The following is a 23,500-nucleotide window of genomic DNA, read 5'->3' as shown; positions in this document are numbered from 1 at the left end:
TACTAATACTATAAAGTTTATCTATAATCCTTAAATTATGATACAGATCAAGCCTCCGCTGCCCTCGTTAACAATTCTCTGTAAGGTATCCTGCAGCTTGTGCTGGGCGTTCTCCGGCATACGGTGCAATTTGTTTTGGATTCCCTCTCTTACCAAATCATGTAGCGATTTGCCAAAAATATTGGACTCCCATATTTTCCCTGGATCTTCCTCAAATTCGTCCAGCATGTAGCGCACCAGTTCTTCACATTGCTTTTCCGTTCCAATAATAGGGGTAATTTCCGTAGTTATATCAGCCCTTATTATGTGTAATGAGGGTGCCTTGGCTTTTAACTTGACTCCAAATCGGCTACCCTGCCGGATCAGTTCCGGTTCTTCCAGGAACATTTCTTCCAGGCGCGGGGTTACTACTCCGTAACCCGATTCCTTCACTTCATCCAGAGCCGAGGCAATCTTGTCGAATTCCCTCTTGGCCACACTGAGATCCTTCATAATACGCATAATGTCGTGGGTTCCTTCCACTCCGAAACCGCTAACCTCACTCAATGCTTGATAGAAGAGCTCTTCCGGTACATTTACCTCTATCCTGGCAGTTCCTGTACCCAAATTCATCTCTTCCAGGCTGACATAACTGACATTCTCCATGTCGGAAAGCTGCTCCACGGCCCGGTCGATATCACGGACTTTGCGTATAGCATTAAGAATTTCACGGATAGACGTCTCCATATTTTGGCGCAACCAGAAGTCTTCTTCTAATTCGTCTACCCATTGCGGCAGCTTGATATTAACCTCTTGAACCGGGAATTCATACAATGCCTCTTCCAAGATACCATATACTTGCTCTGTACTCATTCTGGCAGCATCCACGGGGATAATGCTGACTTCATACTTTTCGCTGAGTTCCTCGGCCAAATTAAGGGTTTCTTTTTCGTACGGACGGGTCGAATTCAAGAGAACAATAAATGGTTTATTGAGTTCCTTGAGTTCATTGATAACTCTCTCTTCAGCTGAAACATAATTATCCCGGGGGATATCGCTTATGCTTCCATCAGTGGTAATTACTATACCGATAGTAGAATGATCAGTAATAACCTTCCTGGTTCCTATTTCGGCTGCCTCTTCGAAGGGAACCTCATAGTCAAACCAGGGAGTTCTAACCATGCGAGGTTCTTCATCCTCTTCGTAACCCAGAGCCCCGTCAACAGAATACCCCACGCAGTCAATAAGCCTTACCTTGAGGCTTATGCCATTTTGCGTGGTTATCTCCACTGCTTCATTGGGTACAAATTTGGGTTCAGTGGTGGTAATGGTTTTACCCGATCCGCTCTGGGGGAGCTCGTCATTAGCCCGATCACGCTCAAAAATGTCTTGTATATTTGGTAGTATCATTAACTCCATGAAGCGTTTCACAAAAGTTGACTTGCCCGTTCTAACCGGCCCCACCACACCCAGATAGATATCACCTCCAGTTCTTTCGGCAATATCCTTTAAGATGTTGTTTCCTTCCACTTCTCATTTTCCCTCCCTTGATTTAGACTTTTAAAAGGCACCCTCCCTTCGATTATGAGTACCTTAAACCATAGCTGCGTTATAACAGTATAAGTATATTTATCAATATTCGGTAATATAACCAGAAAAGAAAAAAAGTGTGGTTTTCACCCCACTTTTCACCATTCCTTTTTTCTTTTTACTATCTCTTCTATCTCGTGTTTTTTTTGTCGTCGCATTAAATCATCGACTTCATCTCTTGCTTTTCTATTAGCATACAAAACATTATAGCAAGCAGTGCAAATAGGCATATCTATTTTTAATTGGGTAGCCAAACGATGGACCACTCTTATGGTGTGGGCTCCCTCTACCACCATACCGATTTGCATCAGGGTTTCTTCCAGGCTATATCCCTGGCCGACCAATATCCCGGCCTGACGATTTCGTGAATGCCTGCTGCTACAGGTTACCACTAAATCTCCAATACCGCTCAACCCGGAAAAAGTCCGGGCTTCACCCCCCATAGCTTCGCCCATGCGAATTATTTCATGCAAACCCCGTGTCAACAAAGCCGCCTGGGTGTTGTCTCCGTATCCTAAGCCGGAAGCGATTCCGGTGCCCAGGGCGATAATATTTTTCAAGGCCCCACCCAGTTCAACCCCAGCTACATCTGGATTGGTATATACCCGAAAAAAGGGAGTCATGTAAAGATCCTGTACTAGAAAAGCAATCTCTTTGTGGTAAGATGCTGCCGTTATTGCCGTCGGAATATTCCTGGCTACTTCCTCAGCATGGCTGGGGCCTGATAAAACAGAAAAACGTTCTCTGCTTTGGCTGCCCAGCACATCCTCCACTACCTGACTCATTCTCATGCCACTGCTTATCTCCAGCCCTTTAGCAGTATTTACCAGGCAACTGTCTTTCTCCAGGTAAGGCCGGGCCTTTTCCAAGACTTCCCTGAGCGATTGTGAGGGAACAGCCATAACCACCATATCAGCTCCTTTTAGAGCCTGGGCAAGGTCACTGGTGGCCACTATGCTATCCGAAAGCCTAATCCCGGGCAGAAAGCGCCTGTTTTCCCTTTCCTGCTGCAGGCTATCCACCCCGTCTTCAACCCGTCCCCAGAGAATTACCTGAAATCCTTTACTGCTCAATAACAAAGCCTGGGCTGTCCCCCAGCTGCCAGACCCCAGAATACATATTTTAGGCATTTCCCACTCTCCGTTATTTCCATATTATTTAAACTTATCCCCGATACCTAACAACACTTCCGTCCTCCGCCCTCCGTTTTACTTATATTCCGTCTTCCGCCTTCCGTCCTCCGTCTTCCGTTTTACTAGGCTTTGTCAGTTATTTTCGCTTCACTGCCATTCCTAAGCCGGTCAATATTTTCCCGGTGATGATAAACTACCAAAACAGCCACTAAAATACCAATTACTATATAAGACCAGGGCTTGCCCATAGCCAGACTCACCAAAGGAAGCAGGCAGGCAACAGAAATCGAACCCAGGGAAACATAACGAGTAAAATAAACTATGGCCAGGAAAATCAATAATAATATGCCGGTTACATCAGGCATCAGGAAAAGGATGATGCCTGCTGATGTGGTTACTCCCTTCCCTCCTTTAAAACCAAGGAAGACGGGATAGATATGGCCTATTACGGCCAGAACTGCACAGAATATCAACAAAAACTGGCTGCCGGTGGATTGGCCAATCCAAGCTGCCAGTAGTCCTTTTAGCAGGTCGCCAAGGAAAGCCAGCAAGGCTACCCCGGGGCCTGAGGTGCGAAAAACATTGGTAGCACCAACATTGCCGCTGCCCTTGCTGCGGATATCCTGCCGGGTAAGCATGCGGGTGAATAAGTAAGAGAAAGGTATTGAGCCCAACAAATAACATAAAAAAAGTAAGGCTGCCTCTTGCAAATAAATCTCCCCTCCGAGTCATTGATTCTAATAATTGTTTTTAGCTTCACGCGTGTCACGTGACACGGGGACGGGGTTGTTGACAACACTGTTCCTCTATATCAAAACATTTTCCTACTAACCCCCCATGGCCCAGGGGCCACAACCACCAATGAAAAGTGAGTTATATATTATCAATTATCATGCTCCGTGTTCTGGCGCAGCAACAGGCGAATGGGAGTTCCCTCAAAACCAAAGTTCTTGCGCAGTGCATTTTCCAAATAGCGCAAATAAGAGAAATGCACCATTTCCGGCTTATTGCTAAAAAAAACAAAAGTAGGCGGGGCAACACGAACTTGAGTGCTATATAGTATTTTTATTCTTTTGCCGCCTCCTCCGGGCAAGGGATTTAGCATCATGGCCTCATTAATCACTTGATTAAGCTCCGCAGTATTTACCCGGCGGTGGTGCTGTTCTGCCACAAAGTTTACTATCTCCAGTACTTGAAATATCCGTTTTTTGGTCAGGGCAGAAACATACATTATGGGAGAATAGGATAGAAACTTGAGTTCCTCGCGAATATCTTTATCAAAGCGATTCATGGTTTGCCCATCCTTTTCCACCAGGTCCCACTTGTTTACTACTATTATATTGGCCCGGGATTGCTCATGCACATAACCGGCAATCTTTTTGTCCTGCTCCGCTACCCCTTCAGTGGCATCAAGCATAATCAGCACTACATCAGCCCGTTCAATCGCTTTTAGAGCCCGAATGACACTATATCTCTCCGTTGTCTCTTTGATGCGCGATTTTCTTCTCATACCGGCAGTATCAATCAATAGATAGTTTTGTCCCTTATATTGAAAAGGGGTATCAATTGCATCCCGGGTAGTTCCTGGTACATCGCTGACTATAACTCTTTCTTCTCCCAATAAAGCATTTACCAGTGATGATTTTCCTACATTGGGACGCCCCACTATGGCAATTTTAATAGCATCCCCTTCTTCTTCATATTCCCTGGCAGGTTTAAAATAGGAAATTACCGCATCCAGCAATTCATTGGTATTATAACCATGCATAGCCGAAACCGGTATGGGGTCACCCAGTCCCAATTTATAGAACTCGTAGTAATCCAATTGTTTTTTGAATTCTTCGACCTTGTTGGCCGCCAGTACTACCGGTTTATTGGACTTTCTTAAAAGATTGGCCACCTGTTCATCTTCAGCAGTGATGCCTTCTCTACTGTCCAGTACCAATATTATGACATCGGCTTCCTCAATTGCCAGCTCAGCCTGCAGCTTGATTTCGCGGGCAAAAATATCCCCTTCATTAAAACGAATACCCCCGGTGTCAATAATGATAAAATCCCGGCCGTTCCAATCCGAACTATCATACAATCTATCCCGGGTTACCCCGGGTATATCCTCCACTATCGCCTTCCGGGCTCCAGCCAGGCGATTGAATAAGGTAGACTTTCCTACATTGGGACGGCCTACAATGGCAACAACCGGTTTCATTGTTATTTCCATTCCTTTCTTGAGGCACAAAACGTCATGAAAGATTTTCTTTCAGATTTATACCTCCGTAAGCGATAGCACTGTTCTTACCAGAGAGCGAGCACTGCCATCAACCGTAATTATTTCGGCTCCAGTTTTTTCTTCCAGTTCTTCTCGGCTGGTATCATCCAGCATGATATCTTGTCCTTCTTTAAATACTATTTCGGGTATTATTAGCTTTTTACCTGCAAAATCCCGGCTCAGGGTGGCAATAATATCAGCACCAGTCAGGAGACCGGTAACTGTAACCCCGCCACCGAAAAAGCGGTTGGTTACTCGTATTATCTTCAACTCCAACCCTTCTATCCGGTTTAACCGGCTGACTACTTTTTCCAGCACCGGTCCAGCCGAAACACCGGTTATCAGATAGACCTCCTGCCTTTCTACCACTAAAGGCAAACTGGCTTCGATTTCAGCGAAATCATCTACAAATATACGAGCCAGGCCTATCCCATTTTCCACCTGGCAATAGTCATCGTAATAGAGAGCAGGCGGAAAATTTCTTCCGGCTTTTAGGTAAAACTCATCAGCGGCATAAACAAACCCTCGTCGCAAGCGGGGTCGGAATTCATCCTGGAAGCTATCGACTAGTTCGATAGTCTTTATGGCTTCATCCACCGTAAATCCCCGAAGAGGAGGAAGCCCCTGGCGATGCCCGCTTAAGCCCACTGGTACCACCCCAACCGAAGCCACTGTAGGAAAGAACTGGGCCAGCTCGTTTATACTATGCTGTAAAACTTCAGCATCATTAATGCCGGGACAGAGTACTATTTGCGTATGTACTTCTATTCCAGCTTCTTGCAGCCGCTTCAACTCACTTTTTATATTAGCCGCCCGGGGGTTGTTGAAAAGACGGGCTCTTAGTTCAGGCTGCATGCAGTGTATCGAAACATAAAGGGGACTTAGTCGCATAGAAAGGATTTTATGCCAATCTTTTTCACTCAGATTGGTCAGGCTGATAAAGTTTCCTAGCAGAAATGAATAGCGGTAATCGTCATCCTTTACATAGAGGGTTTTTCTCATTTTGCGCGGTAGCTGGTCTACAAAACAAAAAAGGCAGCGGTTCTGACACAACTTCATCTTATCAAAAATAAGCCCATCAAAAAGCAAGCCCAACTCTTCATCGTACTCTTTTTCAATCTCCAGGACCCATAATTCCCCGCTATTGGCCTTTTCAATTTCCACCAGCAAATTATCTTCCTGGGAATAGAACTCGTAATCAAGGATATCATTTATCTCATGACCATTAATGCTATAAAGTATATCTCCGGGTTCTATATCCATTTCCCCGGCAATGCTGTTTTCCATGATGCCTTTTATAGGTGCAGTCAAAATCTTTTCCTCCGCAGCAGAATCCTGAAAACCATTATCCATCAAAAAACCTGGCTGCGCAAGTTTGTATACCTTTCCCCCTCTGCCTTTCCCGTCGTGCTTCCTCTAGTCCAACAATCCCAGGCGCTTTATAGCCTCCAAGAGCTTATCAGTGTCAATGGGTTTGGCTGCATAAGCTTCGCATCCTGAATCAAAACAATTAAAAACCGTTTCAGGCTCATTAAGGGCGGTGGTCATTATAATTTTCACCAGCTCGGAGTCTTGCAATCCACGTTGCTTCTCCAAATCCCTTATGGTTTTTAAGGTTTTTATCCCATCTAATTTGGGCATCATTATATCCAAACATATCAAATCGTAGGGTTGGCCTTCTTCATGGGCCAACAAAAAAGCATCTATGGTTTCGATACCATCTACTGTAATATCGCAGTTACCGTATCGGGAAAGGAATTTATAAAGGAATTTGCGACTGGCCAAATCATCCTCGGCAATCAATACCTTCATTATTAATTAAACCTCCTTAACCAAATATCTTTAATATCAAGATCCCAAAGAAGAAAGATATGCATATATTTCCTGCAATTTCCGAAAGAGACTCCAGCATTGATCCAGATCCCCTTTGCGGGCGCCAAGTTCTATCTTAAAAGCCAGGTTCTTAATAGTAATCTCATCCATTTGGTAGGCCAGTTCCTTTATCTCATGAGCCTGCTTTTCCACCTGCTGCAAATCAAGGCTCAATAATGCCAGATCAATTTTCAAAATAGCTTTCTCAACCTGCTCCAAAAAGCTGCTGTCAACCTTAAAAAAAAGATCTTTGGGGCTTAAGGGTTCTATATCCATATGATTGGTTGTTGTCGTTGACCTGGCCTTTTTAATCATTTTGCTTATGGCCTGGTTGAGTTCCTCCATTTGAACCGGTTTGGCCAGGTAATCATCCATACCCGCAGCCAGGAATTTCTCCCGGTCGCCATATATAGCATGAGCGGTTATAGCGACGATGGGAATATGGAATCCAGTTATTTCTTCCTGTTCACGAATACGGCGGGTTGTTTCCAGTCCATCCATTACCGGCATTAATATATCCATAAAAACCAGGTCATAGTTGTTTTTATCCAGCAGTTCCAGGGCTTCGACTCCATTGGCAGCCACCTCCACCTGATGACCCTGAGCGCGGAGCAAGTTAGAGAGCACCATTTGGTTTACTTCGTTGTCCTCAACTACCAGTATGGACAGGAAAGGGATTTTTTCAGCATCAGCTTTTTGATTAATTAGTTGTCTTGATTCAGTCTCCAGTTTAGACGGTTCCGGGATTGCCAATTCAACTGTAAAATAAAAGGTGCTGCCTGACTCGATATCGCTTTCCAGCCAAATCTTGCCTTGCATCATTTCCACAATTTTTTTGGAGATATTAAGGCCCAGGCCGGTACCCCCATAAGTACGGCTTATTGAACTATCCCCCTGGTAAAAACTTTCAAACATCTTTTCTTGCTGACCAGCGGTTATACCTCTTCCGGTATCGGCCACCGATGCTTGTAAAACAATACGATCTTCTAATATATCCAGTAAGTTTAATCGTATTTCAACTTCTCCCTGGTCAGTAAACTTGATGGCGTTGCCGATCAGGTTGTTAAAAACCTGTTGCAGACGGTAGGGATCTCCGTTTACCTGGACTGGTATGGCAGGATCTATGCAATAGAGCAAAAGCAGTCCTTTTTCCTGTGCTCGTGCTTTATGTATGGTGATGTTCTTCTCGACCAGTTCATGCAGGTTGAAATCAATTTTTTCAATAGTCAATTTGCCGGCTTCAATTTTAGAAAAGTCTAAAATATTATCAATAATACTTAACAGGGTGTCACCGGCCATTTTGATAATTTCCAGGTTTTCCTTCTGATCTGGTTCAGGATTGGATAAAAGGCTCAAACTGGTCATGCCAATAATAGCGTTCAGGGGAGTTCTGATTTCGTGGCTCATGTTGGCTAAAAATTCAGCCTTGGCGCGATTGGCCACCTCCGCCGCTTCCTTGGCCTTTTTCAAGTTTTCTTCAGCCAGCTTATGCTCGCTTATATCTTGAATAATACTACAATAACTTGTTATCTTATCTTCCTCATCCCTGACCGCAGTACAATATATTGACCACCAGCAGGGTTCCAGCTGGCGTTTGTGGAAGAAAACTTCATCATGCCACTCTTCACCTGCCCGCAATCGGGCAAATATTTTTTCAACATCTAACGGCAGGTTATTGATAAGGCTCAAATTCCGGTTAAGCACTTCACATGCTTCATAGCCGGTCAACTGGGTGAAACGGCTGTTTATGAACTGGATTATGCCCTGGGTGTCAAAAATAATTATGGCATTGGAGCTTAGCTGCAAAACCCAGGACAAGCAACGAATCTCGTCCTCGTTTTTCTTAATCCGGTCAATATCGCGAAATACCACTACCATACCCGCCATTTTCTGATTCTTATCTATAATAGGCGAAGCACAGGCAGAAGCAAATCGCGTTTTTCCATCACGGTCAAGCAATGCTGAATTTCTAAGCAGTCCCTGGCTCGAACCTCGGGTAAAAACATTATCGAAAGGGTTCTCCAACGGCTGTTTACTCGTATTATCAATAATCCTGAAAACCTCATCCAGGTGTTTTCCCAGGGCTTCCTCCCGACTCCACCCGGTCAGTTTTTCCGCCACCGGGTTCATCATACTTATATAACCGTCCATATCAGTAATAATGATACCATCACCTATACTCTCCAGGATAATCTGTAAATTATCCCTCTCCTCCTGAATTCTGGCTATGGTTTTCGCATATTCCCGCTTATCTGCTTCCAGCATCAAACATCACCCTAATACGTTATAGTTGGTTTATGAGCTTATACAGCGCTTGTCCTATATAATTCAAGGAGTATTGTTTTTCTACCGCCCCTAATTCATAAGCCACCTTCGGCATGCCATAAACCACACAGGAGGCTTCATCCTGGCCAATTGTCCTGGCTCCCGCCTTTCTCATGGCCAGTAGTCCCCGGGCTCCATCACTGCCCATACCGGTTAATATGACTCCCACCGCCCGGGCTCCAGCGCTTTGGGCCACTGAATCAAATAGTACATCTACCGCCGGGCAATGACCATTTACCTTTTCACCCGGATGACATTCAACCATATAATCACCAGCTTTTTGCTTCAGGCGCATTTGATATTCCCCCGGGGCTATTAACACTTGTCCCATTTTTACCCGGTCATAATTTTGCGCTTCCTTGACATCAACCAAACACGTATCATTTAAGCGCTCTGCATACATTCTGGTAAATCCGGCGGGCATATGCTGCACTATTACTGCTCCAGGAGTGTCTTGGTTAAAATTCTTAACAATTTGGTAAATAGCTTCAGGTCCACCGGTGGATGCACCGATAGCAATAACCCAACCCTGATCGGTCTGTGATTTTCCCGTCGGCAGTAGTTTTGAAACCTCCGCTCGCCGTCCCAAACGGGCCACGGAAGCAATCTTTATCTTAAGAATCAACTCGCTGAAAAAGGCATCCAGATCCCGATTCGGGTTCATATCCGGTTTGGCTACAAAGTCTATTGCCCCGGCGTTAAGAGCATCAAAAACACTCTCACTGAGAGCACTGATCATTACTACCGGCAATGGGTACTGGGGCATAAGCCTCCGCAAGAATTCAATACCGCTCATACGCGGCATTTCTACATCCAAGGTCATTACATCCGGTTTATGTTTGATAATCATATCCCTGGCCATAAAGGCATCGGCTGCAGTTGCCACCACCTCTATGGCCGGATCACGGGAAATGCCACGGGCCAGGGTTTCCCTGAACAGAAGTGAATCATCCACTATCAGCGTTTTTATTCTTCTGAGCCGCAAGAAGCAACTACTCCTTTCTATAAACGGCTGGCATCACATAGCTAAATCTATTATTATCCCAATTAATTGACTCGGCTTGCCCTATGAAAAAGTAACCACCATCCACGATAGAGTCGTAAAAACGCTGAATCAGCTTGCTCCTGGTGCTGGAATCAAAATATATCAAAACATTGCGACAAAAAATAACCTGAAATCCTTGTTTAAAAGGAAAGGGAATTTCCATCAGGTTGAACCGGCGAAAAATGACTTGTCTTTTAATTTTTTCTCTTATCCTGAAACTATTCCGGTTAATCTCTTGAAAATACCATAATTTCCAACCGGCGGGCAGAGCCTCTATTTGCTCCTCCGTATAAACTGCCTCCTTAGCTTTTTGCAGGGCTCGCGCGGAAATGTCGGTAGCCAGTATCCGTGTATCCCATGCTGCCTGTTTAGAGCTAAAGAAATCACTAATTACCATAGCCAGGGTATATGCCTCCTCACCACTGCTGCAACCGGCACTCCAGATACGGAGATCCCGGTTCTTCACCTTGCTCAACAGCTCGGGCAGTACCCTATCCCGGAAAAAGTCAAAGTGTTGGCTTTCCCGCATAAAGTAAGTGTGATTGGTGGTAATGCGATCCAACATAGCGGTAATGCTTTCCCCACTGGCATCCTGCAACAAGTGTTTATAATAGCCGGCAAAGCTGGAAAACCCCGTTTCCAGCAAATGATTGCTCAAACGGCTTTCAATCAGGTGTTTTTTCTGTTTCAAATCAATACCGCAATAATTATAAACATAGTCAGCTAGCCAGTGAAACTCCTGTTGCGATAAGTTTATCATATACTATCACCTACTTTTCACATGAACCCCCTCCTGCAAGGTAAGCCGATTGAAATGATTGAATCATAAGCTAGTATTTATCGAACTCGTTATCGCTCAGAGAGATTTGCAGCCTGGAATTACCTCGGGAAGCAGTTTCTATGGCTCTGGTCTCTCTACTGTCTACCGCTTGCATTATCTTTTGTTTTTGCAGCAGTTCTTTTACCAGGGCTAGCATCTCCGGGCTCAGGTCGGACAATTGTACAGCACGCTCATTTCTCTTCTTTAAGGTAAACTTACCGACTTCATCCTTCATTAAAACGGCCTGACTGGACAATTCCTCGGCAGCAGAAGCGCTTTCCTCAGCAGTAGCAGCATTGCTTTGCACTACCTGGGAGATCTGCTCTACTCCCTTGTCTATCTGGGATATACCGGTAGCCTGGTCATTGGAGGCAACTGTGATATCTCCCACCAGAGCAGCCATTCTGGTGACTCCTTCCACAATTTTACCCAGGGCTTCGGCGGTTTCGTTGGCTATTCTGGTTCCGGCTTCGGTTTTCTTAATAGAACCCTCTATCATATCAGTAGTTTCCCGGGCGGCACTAGCACTACGGGCTGCCAGGTTCCGCACTTCCTCAGCCACCACCGCAAAACCCTTACCATGCTGTCCTGCCCGGGCCGCCTCGACCGCTGCATTCAAAGCCAGAATATTAGTTTGAAAGGCGATTTCATCAATTACTTTAATTATTTTGGAAATATTGTTGGAAGATTCATTTATGGCTTCCATTGCTTCCAGCATGTTTTTCATCTCTTCATTCCCTTTTATGGCATTATCACGGGCAGTTAAGGCTAAATCATTAGCCTGGTTGGCATAAGCTGCATTCTGGTTGGTCTGAGCAGCTATCTGGGTTATGGAAGCAGTTAACTGTTCAATAGCACTGGATTGTTCGGCTGCCCCCTGAGCTAGAAACTGGCTGGAGCGCGCTACCTGGGCCGAACCATTGGCTACCTGATCAGAAGCCATATTGATACCGCTCATGGTTTCATTCCATGAAGTTATAATATAATTAAGTGAATCCTTGATAGCGCTAAAATCACCCCGGAAATCCTGGCTTATTTCTACATCCAGGTTATTACGGGCCATTTGGGTTAAAACGATGGAAATCTCGTTTACATAATTCTTAAGGGCCTCAATAGTACTGTTGAGTGTGTCCTTTACCAGCTTGAAATCTCCCTTGTAATCTCCTCTGACATTGACCCCCAGGTGGCCTTGTTCCATTTCTCTCATCACTGCCGATACTTCCTTCATAGGCCCGATAACCGCATCCAGGGTATGGTTCACTCCTTCCACTATGGCCCGGAAGTCACCATGATGCCGGGCGGCATCAGCCCGTGTATCCAGCCGTCCTTCCACCGCAGCCCGGGCCAACAGGTTGGCATCAGCTATCAGCAGATTCACCGCTTCAATGCAGGTATTCAAATTGTTTTTTATGGCATTGAAATCACCATTGTAACTATCCGTAATCATTGGTGGGATATCACCCCGCGATATTCGCTCCACATAGTCTGCCGCCACATTAAGAGGCCCGATAACCGCGTCCAGGGTATGGTTCACGCCTTCTACTATGGCCCGGAAGTCACCATGATGCCGGGCGGCATCAGCCCGTGTATCCAGCCGTCCTTCCACCGCAGCCCGGGCCAACAGGTTGGCATCAGCTATCAGCAGATTCACCGCTTCAATACAGGTATTCAAATTGTTTTTTATGGTATTGAAGTCACCATTGTAACTGTCCGTAATTATTGGTGGGATATCACCCCGCGATATTCGCTCCACATAGTCTGCCGCCACATTAAGAGGCCCAATAACCGCGTCCAGGGTATGGTTCACGCCTTCTACTATGGCCCGGAAGTCACCATGATGCCGGGCGGCATCAGCCCGTGTATCCAGCCGTCCTTCCACCGCAGCCCGGGCCAACAGGTTGGCATCAGCTATCAGCAGATTCACCGCTTCAATACAGGTATTCAAATTGTTTTTTATGGTATTGAAGTCACCATTGTAACTGTCCGTAATTATTGGTGGGATATCACCCCGCGATATTCGCTCCACATAGTCTGCCGCCACATTAAGAGGCCCAATAACCGCATCCAGCATTTGATTTATTCCCAGCAAACACTCCTTTTCAAGCCCACTGGCCTTTCCCACATTCGCGCGAACATCCAAACGCCCTGCCTTTATCGCCTCAACCAGCAGGTTGATTTCCTCTTGCAATTCCCCTGTAGTTCTTTCGGGCAAAGCTCTGCCCATATCCTGTTTTTGGACACTGCCCTTCCCAATCACTTCTTCTTTGTTTTTCTCTTCTGAGCTATCCATATTGCTTTTTTTCCCAGCCATTATTAATTCAGCCTCCTCTCCAGTTTCGATGATTTCATCACTAAACTTCTCTTCCGCTTATCCTATTAGTTTATGTAGTCAAGGTTTTCCAACTCTTCAGTACTGAGCAAGCGCTGGCAATCGAGAATCAACTTGACCTCACTGCCTATTTTCCCAATACCTTTTATGTAACGGTTATGAAAACCAGAACGAACATCAGGTGGGGGTACTATATCTGCATCAGCAATGGATATCACTTCCGCTACATTGTCAACAATAAGACCTACAGAAAGTTCGTCAATATCGATAACTATTATGCAGGTGCGATCATTATAGTCACGAGCTTCTTTATTAAAGCGCAGGTTTACATCCATAACAGGAATGATTTTACCCCTAAGATTGATTATGCCTTTAACATATTCCGGTACATCCGGTATTTCAGTAATGGCTTGTATGCCACCTATTATCTCAGTAACATATTTTATCTCGATTCCATACTCCTCCTTTCCTACCAGGAAGGTTAAGAACTTCCCCTTTTGCGTATCTTCCTCCTGCAGTACTGCTTCATCCAGTATTTCTGACACACTATCCACCCCTCTCCATAATTTAATAAACTCACTTCCCCCACTCATTGCTTTTAGTCATTTAACCTTTGCTGGGATTAATCAGGTTTGCCACATCAATAATAAGGCAAGCTCTGCCATCCCCCAGCAAGGTACAAGCACTGATACCGGCTATTTTGCCAATGAATTTGGGCAGAGCCTTAACTACTACCTGTTGTTCTCCTAAGAGGGCATCAACAAATAAACATATGCTTCCGGAATCGTTTTGCACAATAACGATGATTCCTTCCGCAATCTTCTTTAATGCTGACTTAAGCTGAAATTTTTGGTGCAAGCGCAGAACCGGATAACACTCACCCCTGACCATAAGCATTTCGTTGCCGTCAGGATCAACTATGATATTATCAGGCTTTGCTTTAAAAGATTCTTTGATGGAAGTAATGGGAAGTATATAAATGGAGTTCCCTACCTTTACCCGCATACCATTTATAATGGCCAGAGTCAGAGGTATTTTCAAAGAAATAGTAGTTCCCTGTCCGGGAGTACTGTCAACCAACACCGTTCCCCCAACTTCTTCAATATTCTTAAGCACCACATCCATTCCCACACCACGCCCGGAAAACTCGCTTATTTCTTCGCAAGTAGAAAAACCCGGCAGTAGAATGGTGGAGTATATTTCTCCATCAGACAAATTACTGTCGGGTTTCTGAATCAAACCTCGGGCTCGGGCTCGTTCCAGTATCTTCTCCTTGTTCAACCCCGCTCCATCATCCCTTATGATAATATAGACATCTCCGCCCTCATTTTTAGCTTCCAGGTAGACCCGGGCTGCCGGTGATTTTCCCAAACTAGCGCGCTTTTCCGGGCTTTCAACACCATGATCAATAGCATTCCTAATAAGATGCATAATCGGGTCGGAAAGATGCTCAATAATATTCTTGTCCACTTCGGTCTCTTCGCCAATGATTACCAGTTCCACATTTTTCTTTAGTTTCTTGCTCATATCTCTTACTAAACGGTTCATCTTTTGGAAGGTCATGCTCAATGGCACCATTCGTATCGACATCACTATATCTTGCAGTTCATTGATAATTTTCCGGTGCTGGCGAGTGGCTTTGTGGAAATTGTCCAGTTTGGCCGCAGTTCTCAAATCAGGGTTGAATGCTACCATAGTCTCGCTAATTACCAATTCGCCAACCATATCCATAAGCCTATCCAGCTTATCTACATTAACACTGATTAAGCTCTGCCGGGTGCTGCCTGAATGCAGATTGGCTCCTATTTCCCTGACTTCATTATTTCTGACGGAAGGCTCTTCTTCTAGAACAATCTGATTACGAGCCCTTAGCTGCTCTATCTCCCATTCTTCATCTTCCATCACCCGTAGATCCAGGCTATCTATAAAAGCCTCCTTCATAAAAAGTTCATTTATTGCTTCCTGTTGCAGGTGAGTAGAAAATATAACGGCAAAGCCATTTTCTCTAATAAATTCAACACTATCATTGTTTTCAATAATATCTGCCGGTATGTAATCAATCTGTTCTGCCTGATCTTTAAGTTTATGTACCAGGTTAAAAGCCCTTATATTTTCCATTTCACAACCGGGGGTGAAATATATTAGAGCATGGTAGCGTTTTATACTCTCAGTGGGAGGAGATTTAGAGGTAGATATGTAGAATTTTTTTCGGTGCCCGGCAGGCCGGGCTGCAGCTTCATTAATCAGCTTACTATTCCGGGAAGCTTCCTTTATCTGCAACAAGTATTGCCCGATATTTTCAACAAAAGGAGACGAATCTCCATCCGCTTCCTGGTCTTGTTCCAGTTTTCCTATTTCATTCTTGATAAAGTCGATACCCTCCAGAACTATATCACAAATCTTGCTATAGTCCATCTCATCCGGATGAAATTCGCGAATATAGAAAAATAGGTCTTCTATGGCATGTGCCAGAGAGGAGATACCGTCATACATCATCATGGCTGCCGCTCCCTTGATAGTGTGCATTATCCTGAAGATTTCGTTGATGACTGCATTTTCCAGGCAGCGCTCCTTCTCATGGGCCAGTATTGTCTGCTCTAATTGCTCCAAGAGCTGCAGATTTTCAAATATGAACATCTCCAACATAGGTTCTTTGCTCAAGCTTTTGTCCATCTGTCAACGCTCCCCTGATAAGAATTATATTGAATTTAAGACCTCCACAACTCTTTCTTCGCTAAAGGGCTTGACCAAAAAATTGGAGGCCCCGGCAAGAATAGCTTCACGCACCAAATGCTGTTGACCCATGGCAGAAATCATTACGATATTGGCCTGGGGGTTGATTTGTTTTATTAATTGTACTGCACCGATACCGTTTAACTCTGGCATGGTAATATCCATGGTAACAATATCAGGCAGCAGTTCCCCATATTTTTGGGCACCCAGAAGCCCGTTCTCAGCCTCACCAACTACCAGAAATCCGTTTTTCTCCAGTATCTTTCTGAGGGTATAACGCATAAACATAGCATCATCAACTATAAGAACACTTTTCAATATACTCCCCCCAATATTTCTTATGTTGCATAGCTTTCCCAGGGCAAAAATCAACCCTCACTTTTTTCATTCACCTGGTCTTTACCCTTTTCCAGAAATAACCCGGGTCTGGTTAAAACGCTATCAAACGCGGAAGCTGAAACCTCCTGATTAAAAACACCCCCCCAGGCAAAGCGGTTCTCCAATTTAACTGTAGAAAACGCTTCTATTAAAATAGATAAAGTCGAAAGAACATGTTCCTTCAAGGCAAAATTATAATTTTTAGCTCTCCAGCGAAGGATTATAAATTGTATGGTACCAAAAATTACGTCTACCATGCTTTCACTGCAAATATCTCTGGTAAATTCACCTTCCTTTTGCCCCTTGATAACCAGGTGATTAATAAATCGCAAGCGATCATCTATGACATTCTCCATTCTTTGCCGAGCTTCGGGTTCTAATTGAAAAGCTTCCTGCGTAAAATTAACAGCAGAAATTGCCGGATAGTTTTCATAATATTCCATATAAGAAGCAAACAAAAAGGTAATGCCTTCCCAGGCTTTCATATTCTGGTTTTCAATCGTTCTAAATAATAAAGCGTCATAGGAAGAAAAGTAATCAATCGTTCCCAGCAATATTTCCGTTTTATTGGCAAAATGGCGGTAAATAGCAGCTTCACTTATTTCCTGACGAGAAGCAATCTCCCGGATAGTCAGGCCTTGAACTCCCAATTGATCAATAATTTCAACAGCAGTTAGAATTATCCGGTCTTTTCGCTTCATATAATTATTGGCCATAAAAACCTCCTCGTTAGTTAACGATTACTTACATGTTATTGGAGCATAAAAGAACTAATCTGTCAACGAATTGCTGTTTTGTATATATAGTTTTTTGGAAAATAAAAAGAAATGTATGGGGGTTTTAGAAAAGTGCTGCATGTTAGCAATGCTGCGAACTTAAAAATCAAAAAAATGGGGCTTAAGGATAACAGGAAATGTTTTCTTCACTGACTAATTACAAAATTGTTCTACATTTTCTTTTATAGCTGCTAGTTCTTGCCGCAAAATAATAATAGAAAAAAATAGATTAATCTTTGTCCCCCCCAGGTAACGGGGGATTTTCCCCAAACATGCCAGAAGTCTTTCCGCTTTTATTGATACCGGTCTTAGCATAAGGTCTTGAGAAGAAAATCCTAGAATAGTTAACAGATTTTCAATAGTCTTTTGTCCCATTTGCAGATCTTTCCCCACCCCCAGGGAATAAACTTGATTCCCTCTGGCATCATCTCCAATAAAAATGGGAAATCCACTGGATTCCTTGGATAAATCACAAAAGTATTCCAATGATCTAAAATCCTCACTCCCCAGTTGTCCCAAATAAATATGAGCTGCAATCAAGCTATGTTGTACTCCGGTAGTTCCCAAAAAAACAATTTTCATTTATCTCACCTGTACCTTTTTCATCACCTTCATCCGGGTTATTTCCACTAGATTAACCAAATCCAAAAAGGCTGCTTCGGTACCTTTACCCAACACTGGCCGCCCCAGGCTTACCCATCCCATTCTCCTCGAGGTAAAACCCCCAATTTTCATGCTCCAATTTACCCGGCTCATGCAATCAACGGTCAGCAATTCCTCTTTTACCCCCAGGATTTCAGCAATACCCATTAAAATATTGCCATACCTCTTTCCCAGGTTTTTTTTCCCCAGCACATATATTTCATTATGGTATTCGTCAATACCCATTAATCTAATAGAACCAAAATCAGCATTAGTGGTTTTATCAAAATACGGTATTTTCATCATTTCAGACATTCCGGGAACCTTATTCTTATCAATTAAGCCCAAATGTAATGCTGCCGCCAGTACCGACGAATGTGAGCCGCCAAAACAATGATAAATTATCTTCATAACTCTAACGCAAAAACTCCTTTTTGTTGCATAAGGGTTGCATAAATAAACCAAGCGCTGGCGAAGCCTGATTCTGAACGACACGGGGGTCGTTCCCTACACACCCTTCGGTCGCTTTTAATGTAGCTGAGCGGTATATTTATGCAAACTAAAGTTAACTAAGAACTTCTTCAGCAACTCAATGCCGGCAAATAAAATAAACTCCATTTTCCAGATCATGAACTATGCCATCCAATATACGCGCCAGGAAAAGGCCAAGCTTTTCTTGTTCTTTCTGGTCAACTGCCAGAAATACCGGACAACCACCACCAGTTACTTTATCCTTGTCCATGGTTACTATGGCTAATATGCCGCCCTTAAAACCTTTATTCACTAATCTGCCGCCTTTCTCCCGAAAAAGCTTTTAAGAGCAGTACCCCGGGTTGATTCAATAACCGGTACCCTTTTGACTATTTCCATAAAATATTCCTGATCCGGTTCATTAGCCACCAAAAACAAAGCCAGATAACCTTTATCTGCTTGCTTTCTAGCCAGGGGCCGCAACTCCGTTTCAGATACATCCACCTTGCTACCTAATATGGATACTACATCATGGATTATAGCCATTCGCTGTCCCGGTGCATCCAGGGTCAGCCGTGCATTATCATCGCGCGGTTTAATTATAATTCCCATACCTTCTCGCATTATTTTTTTACGGGTTTCAGTCAATCCAACATTCATAATAATGACATCGTTTACCTTGAGAATGGAGCCGTCAAAAATTATTTCCCCTTTTTCCACCTGGGCAATTTCACCTATATAAGAACCACCCATCAGTTTAGTGGAAAACACTATGCACAGGAGAGCAGCTATTACGGCATATTCCCATCGCCACCAATAGGCTACAGCACTGCTTGCCATAGCCGTTAATATCACCAGGTAATTGCGGGCTTCAAAGACCCGAGCAATCCCTTCAATGTAATCCGGCCCTCGGGGAATTAATTTACTCTCTTCCAGTTTGCTTAAGGTTTCGCGCTCCATACTGCGTATCTCCCTAAATTGCTGGGCAGCCAGGGCCAGAAAGGTTACCGCAACATAATCGGGCTTGGCAATGGCTGGTATGGCAACGGCTCCAAGACCGGCAGCGATAAAACCCAAAGCCAGGTGGGTCAAATAACCATGGGGATAGGTGGGATAGAAGCGATAATCACTGCGCAGCATAATCAACCTGTCCAGAAAACCCGCTGCTATCCCTACCACAATGGCAACAAGATATCTTTCCATTTACTTATTGGTACCCCGGTTTAATAGATAGTAACCACCGACAGCAGCAGCCACTACAATTACTATCATCAATATAGTTGTGCCCGCTGCCTGGTTTTCGTTGCCGGACAGCGGTTTTTTGGCTACCGGGGCTTGGTTGACAGGATTATTGGAATAACCTAAAACTGTAGGAAGGGCTTCTGCAAAAAGGCTGATACCTTTTTCTGCATCTTCTTTTTTGTTGGTATGAGCTCCGACTTCAACCAGCATGGCACGCGGGCTCAGATCCTGGTTGTAATCACCTTTGCCAATGAAGATTCCGTTGGAAAGACCGGGTGTTTTTTTGTCCATTACGGACTTGATTTTTTTAGCATATTCCAAATTGCTCTTCATGTTGGGATTGCTTCGTCCTACCACCAGTTTAACTTTGGTTACATCCTTCCCTTTAACTTGAGCCTGGTATTGCGTGGCCGGGACCGCATCCCGGTGGACATCTATTATTGTATCAGGGGATTTTTTCAACAGGCTGGCGGCAGTTCTTCGTGAACGATTGTAGGCATTGATATCGTGAGGATTATGATTGTTTTTGTTATATTGCACTTCAAATCCTAGTTTTTGTAATTTATTCACCATAACCTGACCTACATCATAGATACCACCATTTCCTTCAATGCTTTCTTTACCATCGCTGGGAACATAGGATTCATCGCTATGAGTATGATAAACTGCTATCGCAGGCCGTTTTCCGGCAACTACCGGCTGTTCTTTTCTGTTAAAATTCCAGGCATTGCTCTTCTTGTCATAGCTCAATACCGGCATTTTTTCATCTCCCTGATATTTACATCGCGCAGTGTTGCCTATTATTTCCACCACCTTATATCTGCCATTACTGGCACTGATGTATTCATCACCGGTATATACTTTACTTCCCGTCTGATGAATTACATTGTTGTTTTCATCCAACAAAGTAAAACACTTATCCAATGGCTGTTCCTCATAAGCAGCCAGGAAAGTACCTCCTCCAACGCAGCTGCCTATTAGGACCATTAAAAAAAGAATCAGCATGCGTTTAAGCATCTTCAGCACCTCCGTTCTCACCACTACTTTTCTCATTTTTTCCGTTTTTCTCATAATCTTCAGTGGGAAGAGGTTTATGGGCTGCTTCAGGTTCCTGCAAGTTCTTTACCAGTTCTTGCGGCCTGTCTTCCGTTTCGGGCCCACCTTGAACCCTTTCCAGGGTTTCCCCAATTAATTCGGCCAGGAGAACAGCAATAATTCCTGCCAGAATCAGTGAATCAAAAGCACCGGCTCCACCGACATGTACTACTCCACGAATTCCACTACGGGTCAAATAAAGATATTGTCCTACATCCAGAGCCAATACCCCCATGACGGCGGCAAAAAAGGCACCTCGCCGGGAGCGCCCGGCCAGATAACCCACGACTCCTGCCACCAGGGGATAAATATAAATAGGGTCAATGAATATTTTTTCCGGTTCCGCTCCCAGGAAACGGGCTGCCAAAAATAGAGCCAGGGCGGTAACCACCGCTGCCAAAACAGCTCTCATTTTTTCAAAGGCAGTTCCCGCCCCGATAATTACATAAAGGGCCAGGCCAACTGCAATGATTCCACCCAAATTTATTGTTACTCTGGTACTCAGGGGAATATCAATAAAGCTGCCTACAATGATCAGGGCTATAAGCCCCAGTGCTGCTCTATCACTTAAGCGCAAACGATCCAGAACCCGGTGCGCTACCCCAAAATAAATTAATATGGATACCACCACCAGAGCAATCAGCCCTAAAGGGAAATTTGCCATTAGTTCCACCCTTTCTTAAAAGAAAATTTGCTCTAATTAGCTTTCCCTTTCTGTTTTGGATTATGTGGATGATATGCTGAAATATATGTGCTTTCTACATAAAGAAAGAAGTAGAGTTATGGTGTGAATAGGGATAAATAGAAGGGATTTATCCTTGGTATAAAAGCGGGATAATTTTTATTGGAGCCGGCTCAACGCCTGGCCCAGCAGCTGGGATCAATTCCCCGCAATCGCAGGTATTCAGCCGTTTCTCCCAGAATTATCAGAGGTTTCCGGCGTATTTCTTGCAGATTCCGGGCGCCACACATGAGAAAGACCGATTTTAGCCGGAAGAAAAATCCACTCAGGCTTTGATCCAGGGCTTCCAAACCACCAGAAACAAAAGCTTTAAGCAAGGGAGCAGCCATCCCCACCAAATCCGCCCCCAATGCTAATGCCTTGGTCGCATCAAGAGCGCTTCGGATTCCGCCGGAAGCTATTACCTGCTTAACGGGCAGCTGCAATATCTCCATTAGGCTTATGGCGGTGGGAATACCCCAGGTATCCAATTCACCGGCAAAATTTCCTCCTCTCTGGTCTTCAATAACAATGAAGTTCGTGCCTCCCTGCCCACCACAATCAAAGATTTCGATTCCGGCTTCCCATAGACACTGGGCTGCTTCCCGGCTAAAACCAAAACCAACTTCCTTGGCAATAACCGGCACCGGACATTCATGAACAATCTGACGAACATTATCCACTATGCCCTTGAAATTGCGGTCTCCTTCGGCCATAGCCAGCTCCTGTACTACATTAAAGTGCAACTGCAGTGCATCAGCGGATATCATCCTAACAGCTTCCAGAGCTTCTTCTACCCTGGTAGCTGCGTTCATATTTGCCAGTATTATCCCATTAGGATTAATATCTCGAACTATGCTAAAAGATGGACCAGCTTCCGGAGATTCCAGGGCAATACTCTGTGAACCAACAGCCATAGGCAGACTGTATTTGAGAGCCATCCGCGCCAGGGCCCGATTAATGGCCAAAGACTGATTGGTCCCACCGGTAAGAGCATTTACCATGAGAGGATATTGCAGTTCTTTACCCAGGAAATTAAGACTCAGGTCGATTTCGTCCAGGCTCAATTCCGGTAGCGAATTATTTATTAATCTTATGTCCTCAAATCCGGGGCTAACCGGGCCATCGCTTAGTCTATTGGCTATTACCAGGTGTTCTGATTTTCGCTGCTTTCTAATGGAATCAGCCTCCCTGCCATTTCCCGGGCTATATTAAGCGCCCCGGGGTCATTAACATTGAAAAATATCTCGCGGGGGTTGCCGAACTGTACTATTTCCTTCTCCTGAATAAGCAGAGCATTAATTTCTTCATAAAAGATACGGGTTAACTTCAGCCTTTGATTTTCCAGGCAAGAGGTAAACAGGGGCAAGCATTTGCGATGGTAGACAGCCGATGTTGGTTGTATTTGGGAGTCAATGCACGGAACGACGCTGTCATATTCCCCCAGCTTTTGCAACATATATTCAACCACCTGCATTTCAATAAAAGGCATATCACATCCCAACAAAAATATGGTTTCATTACTGGCATGATACAATGCTGAATGAATACCACTTACCGGTCCCTGTCGGGGATAGACATCGGTAAATACTGGCAGGCCCAGGTACAGATACTCCTCCGGGTTATTGCTAATTATAATGGTTTCACTAAAAAAAGCCTGAAACTTATTAATTATAATTTCAATGGCCGTTTGCGAAGTTATTCGGGCAAAAGCCTTGTTAAATTTCATACGCGAACTCTTGCCTCCGGCCAAAATAATACCGCTTGATTTCATATTATTATCCTCTATAAAAGGGAACAAAAAGCAGCTCTAGAAATAAGAAAGGCTGCCAGCGGCAGCCTAAAACCTCATTGGACACCCACTGTTACTGCATCCTCCACAGCTATCGGGGCTTGGCAGCTTATTCGCCTTCGTACCCCCCCGTGTGGTATTAAAAGAAGAAAGTAGCTGTTTTATATTGGAGGAGTCGCATTCCGGGCAACGAACCTTATCTTTGTCAATGTAGGAAAGCATCTTGTCAAAAGATTTACCACAATCTTGACATTCAAAGTCAAAAATTGGCATTTCTTTTCACTCCTAAAA

General features: G+C 44.3%; 23 protein-coding genes. All 23 read right to left on the bottom strand.

Translation table 11 applies throughout. From position 1 onward, the window contains the following. Positions 1–30 precede the first annotated feature (30 nt). The 23 genes from spoIVA to AWB54_RS16640 all read right to left on the bottom strand — a co-directional run bounded on the left by spoIVA (position 31) and on the right by AWB54_RS16640 (position 23,482). On the bottom strand, positions 31–1,509 hold the full coding sequence (gene spoIVA / locus AWB54_RS04130; protein ID WP_061213351.1) for a stage IV sporulation protein A: 1,479 nt from the start codon (positions 1,507–1,509) through the stop codon (positions 31–33). Positions 1,510–1,667: 158 nt separating this feature from the next. Further along, a complete protein-coding gene (locus AWB54_RS04125; protein WP_061213350.1) occupies positions 1,668–2,699 on the bottom strand; it encodes an NAD(P)H-dependent glycerol-3-phosphate dehydrogenase in 1,032 nt (343 codons plus the stop codon). 125 nt (positions 2,700–2,824) lie between these two features. Continuing rightward, positions 2,825–3,412 carry a glycerol-3-phosphate 1-O-acyltransferase PlsY gene (gene plsY / locus AWB54_RS04120; RefSeq protein ID WP_061213349.1) on the bottom strand — a complete coding sequence of 196 codons (588 nt, stop codon included), beginning with the start codon at positions 3,410–3,412 and terminating at the stop codon, positions 2,825–2,827. A gap of 173 nt (positions 3,413–3,585) precedes the next feature. Further along, positions 3,586–4,908 carry a ribosome biogenesis GTPase Der gene (der, locus tag AWB54_RS04115; RefSeq protein ID WP_061213348.1) on the bottom strand — a complete coding sequence of 441 codons (1,323 nt, stop codon included), beginning with the start codon at positions 4,906–4,908 and terminating at the stop codon, positions 3,586–3,588. Positions 4,909–4,965: 57 nt separating this feature from the next. Then, on the bottom strand, positions 4,966–6,321 hold the full coding sequence (locus AWB54_RS04110; RefSeq protein ID WP_061213347.1) for a DUF512 domain-containing protein: 1,356 nt from the start codon (positions 6,319–6,321) through the stop codon (positions 4,966–4,968). Positions 6,322–6,384: 63 nt separating this feature from the next. Further along, complete coding sequence (locus tag AWB54_RS04105) at positions 6,385–6,780, bottom strand: response regulator (RefSeq protein ID WP_061213346.1); 396 nt, start codon at positions 6,778–6,780, stop codon at positions 6,385–6,387. A gap of 36 nt (positions 6,781–6,816) precedes the next feature. Next, positions 6,817–9,105, bottom strand: coding sequence for a PAS domain-containing hybrid sensor histidine kinase/response regulator (locus tag AWB54_RS04100; protein WP_061213345.1), 2,289 nt, complete (start codon positions 9,103–9,105; stop codon positions 6,817–6,819). A 19-nt stretch (positions 9,106–9,124) separates the two neighbouring features. Next, complete coding sequence (locus tag AWB54_RS04095) at positions 9,125–10,150, bottom strand: protein-glutamate methylesterase/protein-glutamine glutaminase (RefSeq protein WP_061213344.1); 1,026 nt, start codon at positions 10,148–10,150, stop codon at positions 9,125–9,127. A 7-nt stretch (positions 10,151–10,157) separates the two neighbouring features. Next, positions 10,158–10,970, bottom strand: coding sequence for a CheR family methyltransferase (locus tag AWB54_RS04090; RefSeq protein ID WP_061213343.1), 813 nt, complete (start codon positions 10,968–10,970; stop codon positions 10,158–10,160). A gap of 70 nt (positions 10,971–11,040) precedes the next feature. Continuing rightward, complete coding sequence (locus AWB54_RS16225) at positions 11,041–13,341, bottom strand: methyl-accepting chemotaxis protein (protein WP_235811085.1); 2,301 nt, start codon at positions 13,339–13,341, stop codon at positions 11,041–11,043. Between the two features lie 65 nt (positions 13,342–13,406). Next, on the bottom strand, positions 13,407–13,904 hold the full coding sequence (locus tag AWB54_RS04080) for a chemotaxis protein CheW (RefSeq protein ID WP_061213342.1): 498 nt from the start codon (positions 13,902–13,904) through the stop codon (positions 13,407–13,409). A 61-nt stretch (positions 13,905–13,965) separates the two neighbouring features. After that, positions 13,966–16,032 (bottom strand): chemotaxis protein CheA, encoded by a 2,067-nt coding sequence (locus tag AWB54_RS04075; RefSeq protein ID WP_061213341.1) that lies wholly within the window; start codon positions 16,030–16,032, stop codon positions 13,966–13,968. A 24-nt stretch (positions 16,033–16,056) separates the two neighbouring features. After that, complete coding sequence (locus AWB54_RS04070) at positions 16,057–16,410, bottom strand: response regulator (RefSeq protein ID WP_082736018.1); 354 nt, start codon at positions 16,408–16,410, stop codon at positions 16,057–16,059. A 50-nt stretch (positions 16,411–16,460) separates the two neighbouring features. Then, positions 16,461–17,186 carry a TetR/AcrR family transcriptional regulator gene (locus tag AWB54_RS04065; protein WP_061213340.1) on the bottom strand — a complete coding sequence of 242 codons (726 nt, stop codon included), beginning with the start codon at positions 17,184–17,186 and terminating at the stop codon, positions 16,461–16,463. A gap of 213 nt (positions 17,187–17,399) precedes the next feature. After that, positions 17,400–17,828, bottom strand: coding sequence for a DUF3189 family protein (locus AWB54_RS04060; protein ID WP_061213339.1), 429 nt, complete (start codon positions 17,826–17,828; stop codon positions 17,400–17,402). Then, positions 17,829–18,299 (bottom strand): DUF3189 family protein, encoded by a 471-nt coding sequence (locus AWB54_RS04055; protein WP_235811084.1) that lies wholly within the window; start codon positions 18,297–18,299, stop codon positions 17,829–17,831. Positions 18,300–18,477: 178 nt separating this feature from the next. Next, positions 18,478–18,672, bottom strand: a complete 195-nt coding sequence (locus AWB54_RS04050) for a capping complex subunit for YIEGIA (RefSeq protein WP_061213338.1) — start codon at positions 18,670–18,672, stop codon at positions 18,478–18,480. Then, a complete protein-coding gene (locus AWB54_RS04045; RefSeq protein WP_061213337.1) occupies positions 18,672–19,562 on the bottom strand; it encodes a YIEGIA family protein in 891 nt (296 codons plus the stop codon). The genes AWB54_RS04050 and AWB54_RS04045 overlap by 1 nt, the downstream gene beginning before the upstream one ends. Then, positions 19,563–20,618: a stage II sporulation protein P gene (gene spoIIP / locus AWB54_RS04040; protein WP_061213336.1), complete on the bottom strand. Its 1,056-nt coding sequence runs from the start codon at positions 20,616–20,618 to the stop codon at positions 19,563–19,565. Beyond that, complete coding sequence (locus AWB54_RS04035) at positions 20,611–21,360, bottom strand: DUF1614 domain-containing protein (protein WP_061213335.1); 750 nt, start codon at positions 21,358–21,360, stop codon at positions 20,611–20,613. The genes spoIIP and AWB54_RS04035 overlap by 8 nt, the downstream gene beginning before the upstream one ends. A gap of 191 nt (positions 21,361–21,551) precedes the next feature. Next, positions 21,552–22,562 carry a type 2 isopentenyl-diphosphate Delta-isomerase gene (gene fni, locus AWB54_RS04030; protein WP_235811090.1) on the bottom strand — a complete coding sequence of 337 codons (1,011 nt, stop codon included), beginning with the start codon at positions 22,560–22,562 and terminating at the stop codon, positions 21,552–21,554. Then, positions 22,562–23,191, bottom strand: a complete 630-nt coding sequence (gene mobA / locus AWB54_RS04025; protein ID WP_061213333.1) for a molybdenum cofactor guanylyltransferase — start codon at positions 23,189–23,191, stop codon at positions 22,562–22,564. Before mobA ends, fni begins: the two co-directional genes overlap by 1 nt. Positions 23,192–23,257: 66 nt before the next feature. Next, complete coding sequence (locus AWB54_RS16640; protein ID WP_082736005.1) at positions 23,258–23,482, bottom strand: FmdB family zinc ribbon protein; 225 nt, start codon at positions 23,480–23,482, stop codon at positions 23,258–23,260. Positions 23,483–23,500 lie beyond the last annotated feature (18 nt).

The organism is Syntrophomonas wolfei subsp. methylbutyratica, assembly GCF_001570625.1.
Taxonomy (GTDB): Bacteria; Bacillota; Syntrophomonadia; order Syntrophomonadales; family Syntrophomonadaceae; genus Syntrophomonas; species Syntrophomonas methylbutyratica.
This window is presented reverse-complemented; position numbering and strand designations above follow the sequence as displayed.